The 18,292-nt window shown below is 70.8% G+C and carries 16 protein-coding genes and 1 tRNA gene; 13 read left to right on the top strand and 4 right to left on the bottom strand.

Going from position 1 to position 18,292, the window contains the following annotated elements; all coding sequences use genetic code 11:
• Window positions 1-104: 104 nt before the first annotated feature.
• On the top strand, window positions 105-479 hold the full coding sequence (locus OG310_RS15660; protein ID WP_329456499.1) for an ArsR/SmtB family transcription factor: 375 nt from the start codon (window positions 105-107) through the stop codon (window positions 477-479).
• Between the two features lie 301 nt (window positions 480-780).
• Here OG310_RS15660 and OG310_RS15665 read toward each other — a convergent pair whose 3' ends face one another.
• Together OG310_RS15665 and OG310_RS15670 are read right to left on the bottom strand one after the other, a co-directional pair.
• The gene (locus OG310_RS15665; RefSeq protein ID WP_329456500.1) at window positions 781-1,467 is read right to left on the bottom strand and encodes a ScbR family autoregulator-binding transcription factor; all 687 of its coding nucleotides are present in this window, start codon (window positions 1,465-1,467) and stop codon (window positions 781-783) included.
• A 215-nt stretch (window positions 1,468-1,682) separates the two neighbouring features.
• Window positions 1,683-2,477: a response regulator transcription factor gene (locus tag OG310_RS15670; RefSeq protein ID WP_329456501.1), complete on the bottom strand. Its 795-nt coding sequence runs from the start codon at window positions 2,475-2,477 to the stop codon at window positions 1,683-1,685.
• A 404-nt stretch (window positions 2,478-2,881) separates the two neighbouring features.
• Here OG310_RS15670 and OG310_RS15675 point away from each other — a divergent pair, with 404 nt between their 5' ends.
• Both OG310_RS15675 and OG310_RS15680 read left to right on the top strand, forming a co-directional pair.
• On the top strand, window positions 2,882-3,838 hold the full coding sequence (locus OG310_RS15675; RefSeq protein ID WP_329456502.1) for a ScbA/BarX family gamma-butyrolactone biosynthesis protein: 957 nt from the start codon (window positions 2,882-2,884) through the stop codon (window positions 3,836-3,838).
• 29 nt (window positions 3,839-3,867) lie between these two features.
• A complete protein-coding gene (locus tag OG310_RS15680) occupies window positions 3,868-4,863 on the top strand; it encodes an NAD-dependent epimerase/dehydratase family protein (protein WP_329456503.1) in 996 nt (331 codons plus the stop codon).
• 256 nt (window positions 4,864-5,119) lie between these two features.
• On the opposite strand, the gene OG310_RS15685 is transcribed toward OG310_RS15680, so the two are convergent.
• Window positions 5,120-5,728: a TetR/AcrR family transcriptional regulator gene (locus OG310_RS15685; protein WP_329456504.1), complete on the bottom strand. Its 609-nt coding sequence runs from the start codon at window positions 5,726-5,728 to the stop codon at window positions 5,120-5,122.
• 93 nt (window positions 5,729-5,821) lie between these two features.
• Here OG310_RS15685 and OG310_RS15690 point away from each other — a divergent pair, with 93 nt between their 5' ends.
• The 6 genes from OG310_RS15690 to OG310_RS15715 all read left to right on the top strand — a co-directional run bounded on the left by OG310_RS15690 (window position 5,822) and on the right by OG310_RS15715 (window position 13,723).
• Entirely contained in the window at window positions 5,822-6,682 is an 861-nt protein-coding gene (locus OG310_RS15690) for a class I SAM-dependent methyltransferase (protein ID WP_329456505.1), read from the top strand.
• 712 nt (window positions 6,683-7,394) lie between these two features.
• A complete protein-coding gene (gene helR, locus OG310_RS15695; RefSeq protein WP_329456506.1) occupies window positions 7,395-9,542 on the top strand; it encodes an RNA polymerase recycling motor ATPase HelR in 2,148 nt (715 codons plus the stop codon).
• Window positions 9,543-9,880: 338 nt separating this feature from the next.
• The gene (locus tag OG310_RS15700; protein WP_329456507.1) at window positions 9,881-10,267 is read left to right on the top strand and encodes a profilin; all 387 of its coding nucleotides are present in this window, start codon (window positions 9,881-9,883) and stop codon (window positions 10,265-10,267) included.
• 570 nt (window positions 10,268-10,837) lie between these two features.
• Window positions 10,838-11,473 carry a DUF433 domain-containing protein gene (locus tag OG310_RS15705; RefSeq protein WP_329456508.1) on the top strand — a complete coding sequence of 212 codons (636 nt, stop codon included), beginning with the start codon at window positions 10,838-10,840 and terminating at the stop codon, window positions 11,471-11,473.
• Complete coding sequence (locus tag OG310_RS15710) at window positions 11,473-11,913, top strand: hypothetical protein (protein ID WP_329456509.1); 441 nt, start codon at window positions 11,473-11,475, stop codon at window positions 11,911-11,913. Before OG310_RS15705 ends, OG310_RS15710 begins: the two co-directional genes overlap by 1 nt.
• Before the next feature lie 796 nt (window positions 11,914-12,709).
• On the top strand, window positions 12,710-13,723 hold the full coding sequence (locus tag OG310_RS15715) for an EcsC family protein (RefSeq protein WP_329456510.1): 1,014 nt from the start codon (window positions 12,710-12,712) through the stop codon (window positions 13,721-13,723).
• 179 nt (window positions 13,724-13,902) lie between these two features.
• Here OG310_RS15715 and OG310_RS15720 read toward each other — a convergent pair.
• Window positions 13,903-13,976 (bottom strand) — tRNA-Thr (locus tag OG310_RS15720).
• Between the two features lie 220 nt (window positions 13,977-14,196).
• On the opposite strand from OG310_RS15720, the gene OG310_RS15725 reads away from it, so the two are divergent.
• The 4 genes from OG310_RS15725 (at window position 14,197) to OG310_RS15740 (ending at window position 18,154) form a co-directional block, all read left to right on the top strand.
• Entirely contained in the window at window positions 14,197-14,763 is a 567-nt protein-coding gene (locus tag OG310_RS15725; protein ID WP_329456511.1) for a PadR family transcriptional regulator, read from the top strand.
• 540 nt (window positions 14,764-15,303) lie between these two features.
• Entirely contained in the window at window positions 15,304-16,428 is a 1,125-nt protein-coding gene (locus tag OG310_RS15730; RefSeq protein WP_329456512.1) for an ABC transporter ATP-binding protein, read from the top strand.
• A gap of 310 nt (window positions 16,429-16,738) precedes the next feature.
• On the top strand, window positions 16,739-17,158 hold the full coding sequence (locus OG310_RS15735; RefSeq protein ID WP_329456513.1) for a hypothetical protein: 420 nt from the start codon (window positions 16,739-16,741) through the stop codon (window positions 17,156-17,158).
• A gap of 264 nt (window positions 17,159-17,422) precedes the next feature.
• Window positions 17,423-18,154 carry a nucleotidyltransferase family protein gene (locus OG310_RS15740; protein WP_329456514.1) on the top strand — a complete coding sequence of 244 codons (732 nt, stop codon included), beginning with the start codon at window positions 17,423-17,425 and terminating at the stop codon, window positions 18,152-18,154.
• Window positions 18,155-18,292 lie beyond the last annotated feature (138 nt).

Below are 18,292 nucleotides of genomic sequence, written 5' to 3' on the forward strand. Positions count from 1 at the left end.
GTTCGCCGAGGAGTCGTCAGAGCGGCCGGAAGCTCACACTTCCGCAACGCATCGCCTATCATCGATGAATAAGATCCGGTGACGTGCATCCACAGGAAGGCCCCATGACGACCCACGACACGCCTGCCGCAGGCGACCTCGCGCCCCTGCTGGAACCCCTGAAGGCACTGGCCAACCCGGTGCGGCTGCAGGTGCTCCAGTGGCTGCGCGAGCCCGAGGACAACTTCCCCGTCGACCCCGCCGTCACCGACCCGCGCACGGTCGGCGTCTGCGTCAGCCACATCCAGGCGAAGGCGGGGCTCGCCCAGTCCACCGTCTCCGCCTACATGGCCACGCTCGAACGCGCGGGCCTCGTCCGCTCCACCCGTGTCGGGAAATGGACCCACTACCGGCGCGACGAGGAGCGGATCAGCGAACTCGTGGAGCAGTTGCGGCGATCCGTCGGAAGCAGCACCCTGACGGACATCGCCTCGGTCTGAACCCGCCGGTGCGCGCCGCCCCCACCGTCCGGGCACGACCGCTCGTCCAGGGACGCCTGCCAGGCTGCCCGAACGGCGTGAACCGTCCTGCGGTCCCGCCACCACCGCTTCGGACGCCGGCACCCGTCGGCTCCGGGGAACACCGGGCCCGTCGGGGGCGCCTGGCAGGCAGCCCCTCCGCCCCGCACACCAGCCGGCCGCACCACCCGGCCGCACCGGGCGCGCTGCGGGAAGATCCCACACGGGGCACGGTCCCGCAGGCCGACACCCCGCCGCCCGGTCGCAGTCGGAGTGCCCGCCGTCACGCCACGCCGTTCACCCCCACCGACGAATCACCCGGCGCCGCCGGCCCCACCGGCCGCCCGGCCACGGCCTCCAGGGACTCGGGCGTGGCCGTCGTGCGCAGACGCGGGAGCATGCCCGGGGCCGCGAGACCCGAGAGCAGCAACCGCCACAACGCGGAGATCCGGCCCGGCAGATCCTGCCGGTTGCTGTAGGCCTGGGACATCACCTGAAGGCCGGTGAACGCCCCGACCAGTGTCGACGCGACCTCGGCCGGGTCCGTACCGGGCAGCAGTTCACCCTGCCGGTCCGCCTGCCGCAGCAGATCCTCCACCACGGAGACCGCCTGGCTGTACGGGGTCCTGGCCGACGGCGAGAAGGACGACTGCTCGACGGCCAGGCGCACACTGGCCCGCAGCACCGTGTCGTGCTGCAGCCGCCACGCGAAGCGGAGGGTCAGGTCGATGACGGCCTGCAGCTTCACCGGCTGGTCCGGCACCACCAGGGCCTCGCCCTGCGCCTGGACCAACGCGGTCGCGATCGCCTCCTTCGAGGGGAAGTGGTGGTACAGGGCGCCGCGCGTGAGTCCCGCCCTCGCGAGGATCTCGTTCGTGCTCGCCGCGTCGTACCCGCGTTCCCCGAACACTCCCGCGGCCGCCTCCAGGATCGAGCGTCTCGACCTGATGCCTCTCTCCTGCTGGGCCATCCCCGATCCTCGCACTCCACGCTAGAAAACAGACCTGTCTGTACTGTATGCGCCGCACGGGGTCGCCAGCCGCCCGGTAGGCAACGGTCCGGATGCGAACGGGGACCTGCGTACGGCCCGAGAGGGCCGCGGGCCAAGGGACCACCGGACTACGGGACTACGGGAGCCACGCGACTACGCGACCACTCGGCCGACTCGGCCACTCGGCCACTCGGCTACGGATGTCCGATATGGAAACCGACACCCCGCACGGTGACGATCCAGCCGCTCGAACCGAGCTTGCCGCGCAGGCTGCTGACATGGGTGTCGATCGTGCGCCCTCGGTGCGACCATTCATCGCCCCACACCTGGCTCATCAACTCGCGGCGGGACAGGGTGGTCCCGGGCTGGGACGCCAGCAGGCGGATCAGGTCGAACTCCTTGGGGGTCACCTCCACCCGCCGCCCGTCCAGCAGGAGTTCGCGGGTCGCGGCGTCGATGCGCAGCGGCCCGTGCGTGATGACCCTCGCCCGCGTCCGGCGCGGGCGGACCCGGCGCATCACCGCCTCGATCCTGGCCAGCAACTCCGGGAAACCGTACGGCTCGACGATGTAGTCGTCCGACCCGGCCTGCAGACCGAGCACGCAGTCGAGTTCGCCGCCACGCGTGGTGAGCGTGATGATCGGGACGTCGCCGACCGACCGGATCCGACGGCAGACCTCCAGCCCGTCCAGGTCGGGCAGGTCGAGGTCGAGGAGGACCAGGTCGACGCCCTCGTGGGCGCGCAGCGCCTTGGCACCCGTGGTCACGCTCTCGGCCAGGTGGCCGTGCCGGCGCAGCTCCTGCACCAGGGTCTCGGCGGCCCGGGTGTCGTTCTCGACCACGAGAACCCGCAGTCCCCGCGCGCCGCCGGGCTCCGTGCCCTCGGTCGCGGCCTGCGGTGACGCGGGTTCCTGGTGCGGTAAGCCGACGGCTCCCCGGCCCTGCCGACCGGTGCGCGACCCGGCCGGATCCACGGCCTGCCAATTCATCTGGGCCCCCTTGAGGCACGCCATATCGAACCGTTGAGCGCTTATCACGGGAAGATACCAGGCAGCCTTGTCTGCTTGTCAATGCGATACCTGACAGGTCAAGCGCCCATGACCCGCCACAACTTGAACGGTACTAAAGGGCGAAAAACCCTGTCTATAAGGACAATGACTACCCGTCACCTTAGTGGAAGCTCGCCCTCCGTACATAAACACATTCGAAAAGTAAACGTCACTCGCTCGTAAACCAGGCAGGTCACCATGGATTGAACATGGGCTGAGCAAGATCTGCCTGGAAACCAGGCCGGCTGCCTGCACCGTGGCCGTGCACACGTTCCATGAGCGACGGGGGGCCCGGACGTGCGTCGCGGCCTGCCCCTGTCCCCGAGACGACAGGAGTGCTGAGGATGCCGAGCCCCACCAGGACCGCGATCGACAACACCTCGATGACGGAGCCCATGTCGGTCACCACGGTCCCGCGCGGATACGTCCATCGCGCATCCGTCGCGGAGGTCCTCCTCACCGGCTGGGAGAACGGTACGAGCGGCTCGCCCGGTACGTCGGACTCCTTCACGGTCCGTGCCCAATGGCCCAGAAGCCACGCCCTGTTCGCCCCGGCCCACGGCTACCAGGACCCGCTGCTGCTGGTCGAGTCCATCCGGCAGACCGGAATCCTGCTGGCCCACGCCGAGTACGACGTCCCCTTCGACCACCAGTTCCTGATGTGGGACATCGCCTTCTCCGCCACGGCCCCCGCCCTCGCCGCCGGCCCCGCCCCCACCGACGTCGAACTGCACACCGTCTGCGAGATCGGCCGGGGCCGCACCCCCGCGGGAATGCGGTACCACGTCCGCGTCCTGCGCGACGGCACGCCCGTCGCGACCGGCGGCGCGAGCTTCAGCTGCACCCGCCCCGCCGTCCACCGGCGGCTGCGCGGCGAACGCCCGACCACCACGGGCCGCGCCCTGCCCGCGCCGATCGACCCGGCCGCGGTGGGACGCACCGACCCGCGGCACGTGCTGCTCGCCACCGCCCCGCCGAGCGACCGGGGCCCCCGGTGGGAACTCCGGGTCGACACCGACGACCCGGTCTTCTTCGACCACCCCGTCGACCACGTGCCCGGGATGTTACTGATCGAGGCCGCCCGGCAGGCGGCGCGTGCCGCGACCGGTCGGCCCGACGCGCTCCTGCTCGACCTGCGGAGCACGTTCACCCGGTACGCCGAACTCGACTCCACCTGCTGGATAGAGGCGCGCGCCGGGGACGGGGGGACGGCCGCCGACCTCCCCGTGCGGGTGCGGGGCCTCCAGCAGGGCGAGGAGGTCTTCGCCGCCGAGCTGATCCTGCGGCGCCCGGACCTGTGAGCACTCCCCCACGACCTGGAGCGTTTCCCGTGCGCACTGTCCTCATCGCCGGAGCCGCCGGTTTCGTCGGCAGCCATGTCGCCGACGAGGCACGTCGGCACGGCGTGGGTCTCGTCCTGATGTCACACCGCCGGGCGCTGCCCGTGCCCGGCCCCGCAGCCGCCGCCCCGGAAGCCGGGGGCGGCAAGCCGCCCGGAGCGGATCCCGGCACGGGGCCCCGGCACCGCGTCATCGCCGCCGACCTCACCGACCCCGCCTCGCTGCGCGGAGCCTGCGCCGGCGTGGACGTCCTGCTGCACTGTGCGTCCCACATCGGCTCCTCACCCGAGAGGAACGAATCCGTCAACGCCCGGGGCACGAAGGCGCTGGTGGAGGAGGCGCGCCGCGCCGGAGTGGGCCGCATCGTGTACGTGAGCACCGCGTCCGTCTACGGCCGGGGCACCTTCCGCGACGCGGGCCCCGGCCGGCTCACCCGCCGTCCCGCCTCGCCCACCTCACGCACCCGCGCCGCGGCCGAGGACACCGTCCTCGAAGCCGGCGGGACCGTGCTGCGTCCCCATCTCGTGCACGGCGCCGGGGACATCTGGGTGGTTCCCGGCCTGACCCGTCTGCTGCGCGCGCTGCCCGGCATCAACCCGGCCTGGACATCGCGTACGTCGCTCATCTCGGTACGCGACCTCGCCCGTCTCGTCGTCGGCACCGGACTCGCGCCCGCCGCCGGCCTGACGTCCTCCGTCCACCACGCCACCCACCCCGAGCCGGTCACGGCACACACCCTGTTGCGTACGGTGGCCTCGTGTGCCGGACTTCGCCGCCCGGACCTCGAACTCCCCCTCGACCGGGCGCGGTCGCTCGTCGCGGCGGACGGGCCGGCGTCGGCCGCCCTCGACATGCTGCGCACCGACCACTGGTTCGACGGCCGCCCGCTCTGGCGTGATCTGCGCCTCGACCCCGGCCCGGGGTTCGCAGCCGATTTCGCCGCGTCGTCGGCGTGGTACCGCCGCACGCTCCCCGTGCCCGGTTGACGTCTCCCGCGAGGCCCCGCTCCCGGGCCCGAGGAAGGCGGCGTCCGGACAGGGGAGTTACGGACGGGCCGGGAGGTGCTGGCGGACGCCGGACGTCGCGGCCCTGCCGGGAGGCCCGTCCCGGCACGGGAGTTGCGGCCGGGCGAGGAGATCCGGTCGTGCCGGCAAACGCCGCCGGGTGACGGGAGAGGCGGTCGAGCCCCGGAGGAGACGGCCGGGCGCGCACCGCCCGCCCTCGGACCGGCGCTCGCCCGGTTCAGGCAGGGGCGCCTGGCACGGGCAGCGTTCCCGTCAGGGTGGCGACCAGCCGGCGCACCAGCTCCTGGCGGTCGGCCGGCTCGGCGCCCCCCCGCATCAGGAGATGGTGGACCGTCCCCGCGAGGGCGAGCGCGATCATGGCGCAGTCGGCGTCCTCGGCGATCCGTCCGAGCCGCTGCTCGGCTTCCAGGTAGCGGGCCATCACCGCCTCGACCGTGTCCGGCCCCGCCGCGCCCCCGGCCCACGCGTGCCGTACCCGTTCGGCGACCCCGTTCCGGGACACCGCCACCGCGGCCATCCCCGGACCGTACCTGTCGAGCAGGGCGAGCGCCGCGCCGCTCAGGTTCTCGCGCACGTCGCCCCGCCCGGCCCGCGCGGGCAGTGACCGGAGCTCGGCGGCGACCAGCTCGAAGCGGTCCAGGACGAGTTGTGCGACGAAGTCGTCCAGGTCGCTGAAGTGGCGGTACAGCAGCCCCTTCGCGCACTCCGCCTCCTCGCTGACGGCCCGGTTCGTCAGCCCGGCAGGCCCTTCCCGGGCGAGCACCCGCTCAGCCGCGGCGAAGAGCCGCTCACGGGCATCGGGGATCGCCACGCCGCGCGGTGCCATCGGTTCCTCCGGATCGGCTTGCCAGTATGGGCGTTCGCCCATACCGTGGTATGGGCGAACGCCCACACTAGTCTCTCCGACGGGGGCAATCCGATGCGCGAGCTCGTCAACACCGCACAGTCCGAGGCCTGGAACGGCGACGAGGGCCAGTACTGGAGCGACCACCACGACCGCTGGAACGCGATCAACGAGGGTTTCGACCGGCCCCTGCTCGCGGCAGCCGCCATCGCCCCCGAGGACCGCGTACTCGACGTCGGCTGCGGCACCGGTCAGACCACCCGGCTGGCGGCAGGCGCGGCCTCCCGGGGCTCGGTCTTGGGCCTGGACCTCTCCGCCCCCATGCTCGCCGAGGCCCGGGGCCAGGCCGCCCGGGAGGGCCTCGGCCGGATCGCGTTCGAACAGGGCGACGCCCAGGTGCACCCGCTCCCGTCCGCCGCCTTCGACACCGCGATCAGCCGCTTCGGAATCATGTTCTTCCAGGACCCGGTCGCCGCGTTCACCACCATCGGCCGCGCCCTGCGACCCGGCGGCCGGCTCGCCTTCGTCTGCATGGCGGAGCCGTCCCGCAGCGAGTGGGTGCGGGTGTACGGCTCCGTACGTACCGCCCTGCTGGGCCCCGCGCAGGAGACCGACGACCTCGACGGCCCGGGGATGTTCTCCCTCCGCGACCCGATGGTGATCAGGCGTGTCCTCGGCGCGGCGGGCTTCGCCGACGTGCGCACCGAACGCGTCGAGGCCGACGGCACGTTCGGGCGGGACGCCGACGACGCCGCCGGCCATCTGCTGGGCTCGGGCCCCGGCCGCCATCTGCTGGGCCTGCTCGACGCAGCGAGCGGCCCGGACGGCGCCGGCCGGGCACAGGCGGCGCTCGCGGCGGCCCTGGTCCCCTACGCCCGGCCCACCGGCGTCCACCTGCGCACCTCCGCCTGGCTGGTCACCGCCACCCACCGCTGAACCGTCCCCGGGCAGGCCTACGTGAGGCACATGCGCAACGAGTCCGGCGCCGGACCGGCCACCCCACAGCGAGGCAACGGAGCGTGGGCAGCGGGGATCGGGGCCGAAGGGAAGGACACGGGGAAACCGCCGGGCAAACGCGGAAAGCTCGGAGGCGGAGAGGCAGCGGCAGGGCGGGGAGGACAGCACCACTCCTCCGCCACTTACAACGTATAGCGCACAGGGGGGCTTGCGGCAAGGCCCCCGTCGTACCGCAGAATCGTCGGCCCAGGCCCGAAACCCGTGGAAGGGAAACAGCGACGTGCGTGTTGAGTGGTCGGACCACGGGTCGCGGGGGGGCGTCGAGCCGCTGGTGGCACTGGCGACGCGGCTGCGGGCGCGTTCGGCGATCCACTCCGACCGCGGGCCGGTGAGCGACGAACGGCTGCCCGGCATCGTCGGTCCGGAAGGCCCCCCCTGCCGACGCGAACTGCCAGGACCGCCCGAACCGCATAATTGTACGAACGGGACGTAACCGCCGGGCCGCACCCGTGACAGGGGAGACCACGTCCGCCCCCGGACAGGGGAGACCACGAACACACCACCCCCACCACCCGCGAACCCGCCACCCCGAGCAGCCCCGAGCAGCCCGTGGCACCGGGCACCCACGAACCCGGAACCCGGACACTCGCCGGGCGCGACGCCGGCAAGCGACCTCAGATCGGATTTCCGCATGAACCCCCGCACCATCGGCGCGTTCGACCTTCCCGACCGCCTCTCCCCCAAGGCCGACCCGGCGCTGATCGCGGGCGACGAGGAGCACTTCGCGGCCATCGCGGAGTCCCTCGACGAGTCGATCGCCGATCTGTCACAGCGCCTCGCCGACCTGCGCAGGGCGCCCGGCGGCCTGGGCCGCGACGCGATGGACCGGGACACGGAGATCCACCGGCTGACCACGCGGCTGCGGACCCTGCGCCGCTTCGGCCTGGACCTGTGCCTCGGACACATGGTCGCGGCGGACGACCCCGAGCCCGTGTACGTCGGGCGGCTCGGCCTCACCGACAGCACGGGCCGCCGGCTGCTGCTGGACTGGCGCTCCCCCGCCGTGGAGCCGTTCTTCGGAGCCACCCACGCCAACCCCATGGGCCTCGCGAGCCGCCGCAGATACCGCTGGAGCCGCGGCCGGATCAGCGACTACTGGGACGAGGTGTTCACCTCGGACGCCTTCGCCGGCCACGCCGCGCTCGACGACCAGTCCGCCTTCATCGCCAGCCTGGGCGGCAACCGGTCACCGCGGATGCGGGACGTCCTCGGCACCATCCAGGCCGACCAGGACGCCATCATCCGCGCGGGATCCCGCGGTGCTCTCGTCGTGGACGGCGGACCGGGCACGGGGAAGACCGTCGTCGCGCTGCACCGCTCCGCCTACCTGCTCTACTCCGACCCGCGCCTCGGCCATCGCAAGGGCGGCGTGCTGTTCGTGGGGCCCCACCAGCCCTACCTGGGTTACGTCGCCGACGTCCTGCCGAGCCTCGGGGAGGAGGGCGTTCAGACCTGCACGCTGCGGGACCTCGTGGCCGAGGGAGCCGCGGCGACAGCCGAGCCCGACCCGGACGTGGCGCGTCTGAAGGCGTCCGCGGACCTGGTGCGGGCGATCGAGCCGGCCGTCCGCTTCTACGAGGACCCGCCCACCCAGGGCATGACGATCACGACGCCGTGGTCCGACATCCGGCTGAGCGCCGACGACTGGGCCGAGGCGTTCGAGGCGGCGGAACCCGGCACCCCGCACAACGAGGCACGCGAGCAGATCTGGGAGGAACTGCTCACGATCCTGATGGACAAGCACGACGGCGACACCGCGCCCGCCCTGCTGCGCAAAGCGCTGGAACAGGACAGGGACCTGCTCGGCGCCCTCCACCGCGCCTGGCCGCTCATCGAGGCGGCCGACCTCGTGGGTGACCTCTGGTCCGTCCCCGCCTACCTGCGCAAATGCGCTCCATGGCTCGGCCCCGACGACGTCCGCAAGCTGCGCCGCGAGGACTCCCATGCCTGGACGGTGTCCGACCTCCCGCTCCTCGACGCGGCACGGCAGCGGCTCGGCGACCCGATGGCGGCCCGCCACAAGCGCCGGCACAAGGCCGCTGTCGCCGCCGAGCGCGAACGCATGGACGTCGTCATCGACCGCATCCTGGAGGCCGACGAGGACGGCGAAGGCGCCGTGACGATGCTGCACGGACAGGACCTGCGGGACAGCCTCGTGGATGAGGCGGTGCTGCCCACCGTCGACCCGGACGAGCTCGCGGGCCCCTTCGCGCACGTCGTCGTGGACGAGGCCCAGGAGCTGACGGACGCGGAATGGCAGATGCTGCTGCTCCGCTGCCCGTCCCGGAGCTTCACGATCGTCGGGGACCGCGCCCAGGCCCGGCACGGCTTCACGGAGTCGTGGCAGGAACGGCTCAAGCGGGTCGGGCTGGACCGGATCACCCTGGCCTCCCTGAGCATCAACTACCGCACGCCCGAAGAGATCATGGCGGAAGCTGAGCCGGTCATCCGGGCCGTGCTCCCCGATGCCAACGTGCCGACCTCCATCCGCGGCAGCGGCCTCCCCGTCGTCCACGGAGCGGCCTCGGACCTCGGCTCGGTCCTCGACACCTGGCTCGCCGCCAATGCCGACGGCACCGCCTGCGTCATCGGCGATCCCGCCTTCCGCCCGACGGCCCGCATCCGCTCACTGACACCGGAACTGTCGAAGGGCCTCGAATTCGACCTGGTCGTCCTCGTCGATCCGGAGAACTTCGGCGAGGGCGTCGAGGGAGCGGTCGACCGCTACGTCGCGATGACCCGGGCGACCCGCCGGCTCGTCATCCTCACCAGCTCCTGACCCGTTCCTGACCCGTTCCTGACCCGTTCCTGATCCGTTCCTGACCAGGGAAGACCGAAGGGCGGGGTGCGGCTGAACGCCGTACACGATGTCGGGCAGACCTTCGACAGCCAGACTTTCGACAGCCAGGGGAACCCGCCGCCCCGAACGTGCCGGCCCCCTGTCCGCAGATCGCGGGCCGACCGGCGCGACCCCGTCCGCCTTGGCCGCCGTCGTGGGTAGCCATTACGCACCTTTGAGTCCATAATGACCATGTCCGTCCGTAGATGGTCAGCCGGAAAGGCCGCGTAGGGCACGACCGCAGCGGGCGGGTTCGCGGCCCTGCCGAAAGGTGTGCCATGGCTACGTTGCAGGAGTATGTGGACAAGGAACTGGTGGGCACGAACAACGTCCGCCGCGCGGCCATCATCCATGCCGATGACGGCGGCACCTGGGCGGAGAGTGACGGAGGCCTGCTGGAGGCCGGCGAGGGTGCGGCCATCGTCGCCCTGTTCAAGGACCCGGGCGAGGTGCACAGCAAGGGCGTCGTCGTCGGCGGGGAACAGTTCGTGGGGGTCAAGGGCGACGAGAAGTCGATCTGCGCCACGAAGGGCGCGGACGGCGTCGCGATCGCCAGGACGGACCGGACCATCGTCATCGGCTACTACCAGGAGGGCGAGGCGCCCTGCGACGCCCTGCTGACCGTCGGGAACGTCGCCGACAGCCTCCGCGAGAACGGCTACTGAGGGACACCCGCCCACGAGACGCGCGACCACGCCCCCTGCCCGGCGATACACCGGGCAGGGGGCGCTTCCGGCTTCTGCCCGGGGCCGGGCGGCCCGGGCAAGAACCGTGGGCCCGGCGTTGCGACGGACTGCGGCCTTGTCCGTCACGCCGCGTGCGTTGGAAAGGAACGTGGCTCCTCAGCCCACACCGGCCATGCCCGAGCAAGGCAATTCCCACGCGCACAGCAACCCTCCCAACATGCCGCCACGTCGCGGCCATCCGCCGGACTTCGCCGGCCGTTCGCGATGAGGGCAAGCGATCCTGAGGAGGCGAGCCGAGCTCTCGACTCCGGACGGGTACGTGACAGCCGGCGGGGGGCGAGGACGGCGTCGTCGTCCGTGTCGGCGAGGCACCGAAGGCCGCTCCGTCCACCGCAACCCATGCCCCCGCAGTTCGACGGGAGTCGACCTTGTCGCGCACGGCACGCGACTCGATTCGAAGTGCCCGGGTCTCGGCGTTCTGTAGCGTTCGCGCTCAGTCAACGGGGATGATGGTGCTCAACAGCACGTGACCGGGACGGGAGGGAGCAGATGGCGTACTCGACCCGCATGGCCGCAGCCCTCTCCGGAGCGACGGTCGGACAACTGCGCACGTGGCGACAGGACCGGGGCAACGGGCCGATCCTCCGGCCCGAGCTGGCAACCCGCCCGGCTCTGTACTCCTTCCGGGACGTGCTCGCGCTGCGCGCGTTCGCCCACCTTCGTCAGGACACTTCCCTGCAGAAGATCCGCGTGGCCCTGACCACCCTGAAGAAAATCGGGGAGGTCGAACACCTTTCCAGTTACACCCTGGTGTCCGAGGGCGACTCGATCGTCCTCGGGGGTCACGATGACCACGGCACCGACCTGGTCGAACGTCCTGGCCAACGCGTGATCGCCACGATGGCCGACATCCTGCAGGAATTCGCTCCGAGAGCCGGCGTCGTGGTCCCTCACCTGCTGCGGCCGAAGCACCACGTCACGGTCGATCCAGAGACGCAGGGCGGACAGCCCGTGATCACGGGCACGAGGATCCCCTTCGACGCCGTCGCGGAGCTGGTCGAGGACGGCATCCCGCCGGAGAAGATCGCGGACTACTACCCCGGTGTCACCGCGGACGCCGCACGCGACGCGGCTTCCTTCGCCCTCTACGTGGACAGCTACAGCACGGGAGCGCGCGCTGCCTGATGCGGATCCTCATCGATGAGAACGTCCCCGTACAGGTGCTGGAGATGCTCAGACGGATCCTGCCCGAACACGAGATCAAGCACGTCAGTGAGATCAGGTGGGCGGGCAAGAAGGATCTCGCGCTTCTCCCCGACGCCGCGAGAAAGGGCTTCGACGCCTTCCTGACCAGGGACGCCCGACAGCTGGAGGATCCGTCGGAGACCGAGGCCATCAAGAAGTCGGGCATGCACCACATCCGCTTCAGCCAGGCGCACAGGGGCATGTCAGGCCTCGGCCTGGCGATGGGCGCGGTGGTCGCGGCGATGCCCCTGGTCATTGCCGAACTCGGCGAAGCAGGTATCCAGCAGCTGATCCACATCAAGGGCCTGAGCCCCGTGAGCAAGCACCGATTCGACCGTGTGGACCCGTCCGCGTCACCACCGTCGTACTGGCCTCGGTAGCCGCACCGCACCACACCGGTCGCAAGCCCGTCGCGGCGGGGCCCGACGGGATCACCTATTCGGTGTTGATGCCGTCTCGACCAGCTTGGCGATGAATTCGGCACTCGCGTGCAGCTCCCGCGTGTACCAGATCACGCAGTCCCACGGGCGGTCTGAAAAAGGCCGTGCGGTCGGACGATGCGCTCTGCACCGAACCGCTGGGGAAGCGTGTGGAGAGCTTCGCCGCTCACTCTCGCCTGCGCCACACCGCCGTGACGCCCGCCCGCCCGCCGGGCCAACGCCGTCAGGTCGCACCTCTGCCTCGGGTGCCTCTACCACCAGTAGGGGATGGGCCCCACCTGGGACCAGATCCACGCGTGGGCCGAAATCGCCGAATCAGTAACGGAATTGACTCGTTGGCCGGGTCGCCGGCCCGGGTGTCTGATAAGTCTTCTGACGGGGGCCGGGCTTATGCCGGGCCCGCGGCGACTCTTGGGGTGCCGCAGGGGGAGGGGACGTACATGAGCGCCACCGGACGCGACGAGATCATCGCTTGTAGAAACCCGCGACACGGTCGTCGTGCTGTAAACCACCCCGCCGGCGGAGAAGGGTCCAAGGCCCCGCCTACGCCCCCGGGTGAGAACTCCTTCGAAGGCTTTGCGCGCACCGCGTCGACTTCATGAGTTCAACCTCAGCAACGAGCAGATCGACCAGTGCAGGGGCTTCGGACATCGACCCCCGCGCTGCGGCTTCCACCCACGTGTCGGCAGGCAGGGCATCGTGGCCCCGGCGATCACAGTCGAACTGGAGAACCACAATGAGCACTTACGCCGACCCGCTCGTCGACGGTACGACCCCGATGAGCGCGTACGAGGGGCAGGTATGGAACGCGCTCAACGAGTACTGGCAGAACCGCAACAACCGCCGTGGTCTGCCGAACTGGGCGAGCGCCGCCCTCGGTCGCACCGGTGAGGCCGCGGGAAACGCCGTGAGACGGGTGACGGACGCTGTGCCGGAGTCGGTCACGGAACCGATTCGTCGCGCGGGCGACGCGGTCGCCGACAAGGCCCTACGACCGGCACTCGCAGGCGCGGCAGCGTTACTCGAATTGGTCAACGACTCGGCCCGGGAACTCAACGACCCGAAGAACGTCGAGAAGCTCGCCCGCAAGCGAGGCATCGACCTCGACAGTTTCACCGAACTACGACAGCAGGACCTCAAGGTCTGTGACCGGCTACTGACCCGCAACACCCTCAAGTGGCGGACCACCGGCGCATTCGAAGGCGGTGCCATGGGACTGCTGGCCATGGTCCCCGTCGCCGGTATACCCGTCGCCATGACGGCCGACATCCTCGTCGTCCAGGTCCTGAGCACGTCGATCGCCGCGCGCATCGCGTACTCCTACGGCTACGACGCCAAGGACCCCGACGAGCAGGACTTCATCCAACGCCTGGTGCAACGGTCCTTCATGGCCCAGGCCGCCAAAGCCAAGCCGTTGCGTGATACCGCACTGGCGGCCAACGCGGTCAAGGGACGCGTCAACTGGTCACAGAAGCTCCGCCAGGACCACCGCCTTCTGGCCGCCCTTGAGAGGTTGCTGCAACAGCTGGGCCCGGCCGGCTCCAAGGTGCCAGTCACAAACGTCGCCAAGGTCGTGCCGTTCGTGGGGGTCCTCATCGGCGCCGGCATGAACGCCGCGGTCCTCGGCAGGGTGGCCGCCGACGCGCAGCGGTACTGCCAGACCCGATTCCTGTGCGACAAGTACGGGCTGCCGTTGCCGGCCGCACTGGCGACCGTCCGGGACGACGACCCTCAGACCGACCCCACGTAACTGCGGTGGCCGCTGCGTCCACAAGGCTCCTGCTTCCGGCGCATGGGAGCAGCCCTCTACCCGGAAACTGAGACCGGAACGGAAACCACGCCGTCACGGTCCGCCCGTACGAAACGGCTACGACGCATCCGGTAGCAGAAAACCCCAGGTCAGAGAGTGTCTGGCCTGGGGTTCGGAGGAGCCTCCTGTCGGATTCGAACCGACGACCTACGCATTACAAGTGCGTTGCTCTGGCCAGCTGAGCTAAGGAGGCAATACGGACGTATCTTTCACCGTCCGAAGGCGGTCCTACTGTACACAGCGGCGTGAAGCGCCAGCCACATGCTTCCGGGCGCCCGGGCGCTTCTCGTACCCCTCGCGCCGGCCGACGAGCCCGCGTGGCGCGCGGCGCGCCCGATGACGCCGTGCGGTGTGCGACCTGGTGCGGGGCACCGTTCGGGGTACCTCTATTCGTGTCATGGCATCGTATGCGCATGCTGACCCTGAGCATCCTCGGGTTTCTCGCCGAACAGCCCCTTCATGCCTACGAGCTCCGCAACCGGATCTCCGGGCTCTCCGGCCACATCCGCCCCGTCAGTGACGGGGCGCTGTACCCCGCCCTCGACCGGCTGCGTCGCGCCGGGTTCGTCGTACGGCATGAGGCGCCCGGGAGCGGGGCCACGCGCCGCCAGGTGTTCACCTTGACGGACACCGGCCGGCAGGAGTTCCTGCGCCGGCTCGCCGAACCCGCGCCCGTCGAGATCACCGACCGCAACTCGTTCATGATCCTGCTCGCCTTCCTCGGCCAGCTCGCCAACCCGGTCGCCCAACTACGGGTACTGCGAAGACGGTTGAGTTTCTACGATCAGCCGGCGGGCTATTTCTACGATCACGGCCGGCCGCTGCGCGCCGACGAGATGAGCGACCGGTTCCGGCGCGGCATGCTGGCCACCGCGGCCGCGACCAAGCATGCCGACGTGCAGTGGCTGCGTGGCGTGATCGCGGAGCTGGAAGGGGAGATCACGGGACGTCCCGAGCGGGTGCGCAAGCTGGGTCTCTGAGTCGCGCACGGCTCCCGCGCGCGACTCCCCGCACAGCTCCGCACCCGACTCCCCGCACGGGTCCGCGCAACGCTCCCCGCACGGGTCCGTACAGCCCCGCGACCGGTTCCGCGCCCGGCCGCGTTCCTGGTTCCGCCCACGCCTTCCGTGCCCCGCTCCGTGCGCAGCCGCCCGCACGGCCGGGTGGGCAGCTCGGTGGGCAGACCTCATGCCATCGGGCCGGGCCTCCCGGCGCGAGGGCCGCCTCCGCTTCCGGGCCAGGCGACCGGCCGCTCCCCCGCCCCTCCCCGGGCTCGCCCTCCGCTTCTCGTCGTGTTTCGCCGTCCGCGCGGTCGACGGTCCCGAGGGAGCAAAAAGTCGGAGTCGGTAACACGGCGGAAAAATTCGGTTGCCTCGGACTACTGACAGATCCGAAAACGCCGGGTACCGTCACCTCCAGTTCACCCAGGTGGACCAGACCTCTCTTCCACTCTTTGTGGAAGATCCATTCCTTTACTCGGATCGTCCGGCACGTTCCTGCCGGTGAAGGGACATTTCGTCATGGCTACTGTCACGTTCGACAAGGCGACCCGCATATACCCGGGTGGCACCAAGCCCGCCGTCGACCAGCTCGAAATCGACATCGCGGACGGTGAATTCCTCGTCCTCGTCGGTCCCTCCGGTTGTGGCAAGTCCACCTCCCTCCGCATGCTCGCGGGCCTGGAGGACGTCAACGGCGGTGCGATCCGCATCGGTGAGCGCGACGTCACGCACCTGCCGCCGAAGGACCGGGACATCGCCATGGTGTTCCAGAACTACGCGCTGTACCCGCACATGTCCGTCGCCGACAACATGGGCTTCGCCCTGAAGATCGCCGGCGTGAACAAGGCGGAGATCCGCGCGAAGGTCGAGGAGGCCGCGAAGATCCTCGACCTCTCGGAGTACCTGGACCGCAAGCCGAAGGCGCTCTCCGGTGGTCAGCGCCAGCGTGTCGCGATGGGCCGCGCCATCGTCCGTGAGCCGCAGGTGTTCCTCATGGACGAGCCGCTGTCGAACCTCGACGCGAAGCTGCGTGTCTCCACCCGTACGCAGATCGCGTCGCTGCAGCGCCGCCTCGGCATCACGACGGTGTACGTCACGCACGACCAGGTCGAGGCCATGACGATGGGCGACCGCGTCGCGGTCCTCAAGGACGGTCTGCTCCAGCAGGTCGACTCGCCGCGCAACATGTACGACCGCCCGGCGAACCTCTTCGTCGCCGGCTTCATCGGCTCCCCCGCGATGAACCTCATCGAGGTCCCCATCACGGACGGCGGCGTGAAGTTCGGCAACAGCGTCGTGCCGGTGAGCCGGGACGCGCTGAAGGCCGCGGCCGACAAGGGCGACAAGACCGTGACGGTCGGCGTCCGCCCCGAGCACTTCGACATCGGTGGCGGCGCCGCCGACGCGAAGACGCTGGCGAAGGACGCGGCCCCCGGCCTTGAGGTGACCGTCAACGTGGTCGAGGAGACCGGCGCCGACGCGTTCATCTTCGGCACGGTCGAGGTCAACGGCGAGCGCAGGGACCTGGTGATCCGCGGCAACAGCCGCGCGGTGCCGGAGAAGGGCGCGACCCTCAACGTCGTGCCGCGCGCGGGCGAGAGCCACGTCTTCTCCACCTCGACGGGCGAGCGCCTCAGCGACTGATCCGCACACCCGTACAGCTGTGGGCCTGTGGCCCCGTACCTCTTCGCGGGTACGGGGCCACAGGCTTGCCCGGCCCCGTGCACCCGGTGTACGGACGCGGGAGCGGATCAGGCCGGACCAGGCCGTACCAGGGCGGGACGGAGGGGGAGAAGAGGGGAAGGGAGCGGGGCGGACGGATCCCGACACGAGTCGGCACATCCCTTGCTCAAACGTCCGCCGTCAACACGCTATTCGAAAAAAACCTTCGAACCATCGCCCGCGAGAGTGACTAAATGTCGCCATATCACTACCGCCCGCTACGCTCGCCCTCGTGACCCACTCAGCGCGGCGTATCGGCCGAACTCTCGCATTCGTACTGCCCGTCGTCCTGGTGCTGTCCGGGACCCTCGCGGTGGCCCGTGTCCCCTGGGCGACCAGCCCCGAGACGCAGGCCCTGACAGCCTCCTCGGAGACCGCGTCGGCCCCTGCCACGTCCCGCACGCCCCAGGATATTCTCCGCGACAAGCTCCTGGTGGAGCTTCAGAAGAAGGATCCCGGCATCGCTCTCACGCACCTCCAGCGCGAGATCGAGGCGCGCCCGTCCCTCGCCAAGCACTGCATGGCGATCGCGCGGGCCCTCGGCCGTGCAGCGGTCCAGCACTACGGTCCGACGCGCGCGCAGTCGTTCTCGCGGCCCGTGTGCGACACCTCGTTCGCGTACGGCGTCTCCCAGCAGGCCGCGACCAGCTGACCGCCACCACGGGCAACCACCGGAGCCGATGGCCGCTACGGCGGCGGTCGAACCGGCCGCGGGGACAGCCCCCGTCGGACCACCCGCTGGAGCGACAGCGAGCGAAGCACCGGCTGCGACCAATCGCCGAATCCACCGCCGACCCGGGCGCGCGACGATCGCGCGCCCGACCGCGTACGCCTGCCGCGAGGCTCCGCGAGGGGCCTGGCATCGTCGCGCGTCCTCGGCGGTGTCCGCCGCGCCGTCCCGCATAGGGTGCACGCCATGCATACGTTTCCGACGCAGGCGGTCGTACTGGCAGGCGGCCAGGGCTCTCGGCTGCGCCCGTACACCGATGACCGTCCCAAGCCGATGGTCGAGATCCCCGGCACGGGGACCCCGATCATCGGCCATCAGCTGTCCTGGCTCGCCGCCGAGGGAGTGACGGACGCCGTCGTGTCCTGCGGCCATCTCGCCGAAGTCCTCCAGGAGTGGCTGGAGTCGACGGCGGCCGACCTGCCCCTGCGCGTCACGACGGTGGTCGAGTCGGAGCCCCTGGGGCGCGGCGGCGGTCTCAAGCACGCGGCGGCGCGTCTGCCGTCCCCCGACCAGCCCTGGTACGCGACGAACGGCGACATCTGGACGCGGTTCTCGTTGCGCGAGATGGCCGCGTTCCACGCCGAGCGCGACGCGACGGCGACGCTCGCCCTGGCCCGGCCCCGGATCCCCTGGGGGGCCGTGGAGACCGACGAGTTCGGGCACGTCCTCGACTTCATCGAGGCTCCGCCGTCGCCCTATCTGATCAACGCCGGCGTGTACGTCTTCTCCGCGGACTTCACCGCGCTGCTGCCCGACCTGGGTGACCACGAGCGCACCACGTTCCCCCGCCTGGCCCGCGAACGGCGCCTGGCGGGCTTCCCGTTGCCTCAGGGCGCGTACTGGCGCGCCATCGACACGGTGAAGGACCTGACCCAGGCGGCGAAGGAACTCGCGGCGGGGACCACCCTGCCCGCGTAGGCCCCGCGGCCGGCCGCCCCGCCGCACCCGCCGCACGCCCCGGGCGGCCCTCGTCCCAGGCTCCGCACAGCCCGGCTCCGTACGCCCTACGACTTCCCGCTTCCCACTTCCCACTCTCCGCGCGTCGCGCGTCGCGCG

Source organism: Streptomyces sp. NBC_01497, from assembly GCF_036250695.1.
Classification (GTDB): Bacteria; Actinomycetota; Actinomycetes; order Streptomycetales; family Streptomycetaceae; genus Streptomyces.

What these genes read in the sequence shown, in the direction of transcription:
- OG310_RS15685 (WP_329456504.1), bottom strand. Translation starts at nt 5,728, where the DNA reads ATGGCACCGCGCGGCGTGGCGATCCCCGATGCCCGTGAGCGGCTCTTC.
- OG310_RS15710 (WP_329456509.1), top strand. Translation starts at nt 11,473, where the DNA reads ATGCGGATCCTCATCGATGAGAACGTCCCCGTACAGGTGCTGGAGATG.
- OG310_RS15700 (WP_329456507.1), top strand. Translation starts at nt 9,881, where the DNA reads ATGGCTACGTTGCAGGAGTATGTGGACAAGGAACTGGTGGGCACGAAC.
- OG310_RS15675 (WP_329456502.1), top strand. Translation starts at nt 2,882, where the DNA reads ATGCCGAGCCCCACCAGGACCGCGATCGACAACACCTCGATGACGGAG.
- OG310_RS15730 (WP_329456512.1), top strand. Translation starts at nt 15,304, where the DNA reads ATGGCTACTGTCACGTTCGACAAGGCGACCCGCATATACCCGGGTGGC.
- OG310_RS15725 (WP_329456511.1), top strand. Translation starts at nt 14,197, where the DNA reads ATGCTGACCCTGAGCATCCTCGGGTTTCTCGCCGAACAGCCCCTTCAT.
- OG310_RS15665 (WP_329456500.1), bottom strand. Translation starts at nt 1,467, where the DNA reads ATGGCCCAGCAGGAGAGAGGCATCAGGTCGAGACGCTCGATCCTGGAG.
- OG310_RS15715 (WP_329456510.1), top strand. Translation starts at nt 12,710, where the DNA reads ATGAGCACTTACGCCGACCCGCTCGTCGACGGTACGACCCCGATGAGC.
- helR (WP_329456506.1), top strand. Translation starts at nt 7,395, where the DNA reads ATGAACCCCCGCACCATCGGCGCGTTCGACCTTCCCGACCGCCTCTCC.
- OG310_RS15740 (WP_329456514.1), top strand. Translation starts at nt 17,423, where the DNA reads ATGCATACGTTTCCGACGCAGGCGGTCGTACTGGCAGGCGGCCAGGGC.
- OG310_RS15670 (WP_329456501.1), bottom strand. Translation starts at nt 2,477, where the DNA reads ATGAATTGGCAGGCCGTGGATCCGGCCGGGTCGCGCACCGGTCGGCAG.
- OG310_RS15705 (WP_329456508.1), top strand. Translation starts at nt 10,838, where the DNA reads ATGGCGTACTCGACCCGCATGGCCGCAGCCCTCTCCGGAGCGACGGTC.
- OG310_RS15660 (WP_329456499.1), top strand. Translation starts at nt 105, where the DNA reads ATGACGACCCACGACACGCCTGCCGCAGGCGACCTCGCGCCCCTGCTG.
- OG310_RS15690 (WP_329456505.1), top strand. Translation starts at nt 5,822, where the DNA reads ATGCGCGAGCTCGTCAACACCGCACAGTCCGAGGCCTGGAACGGCGAC.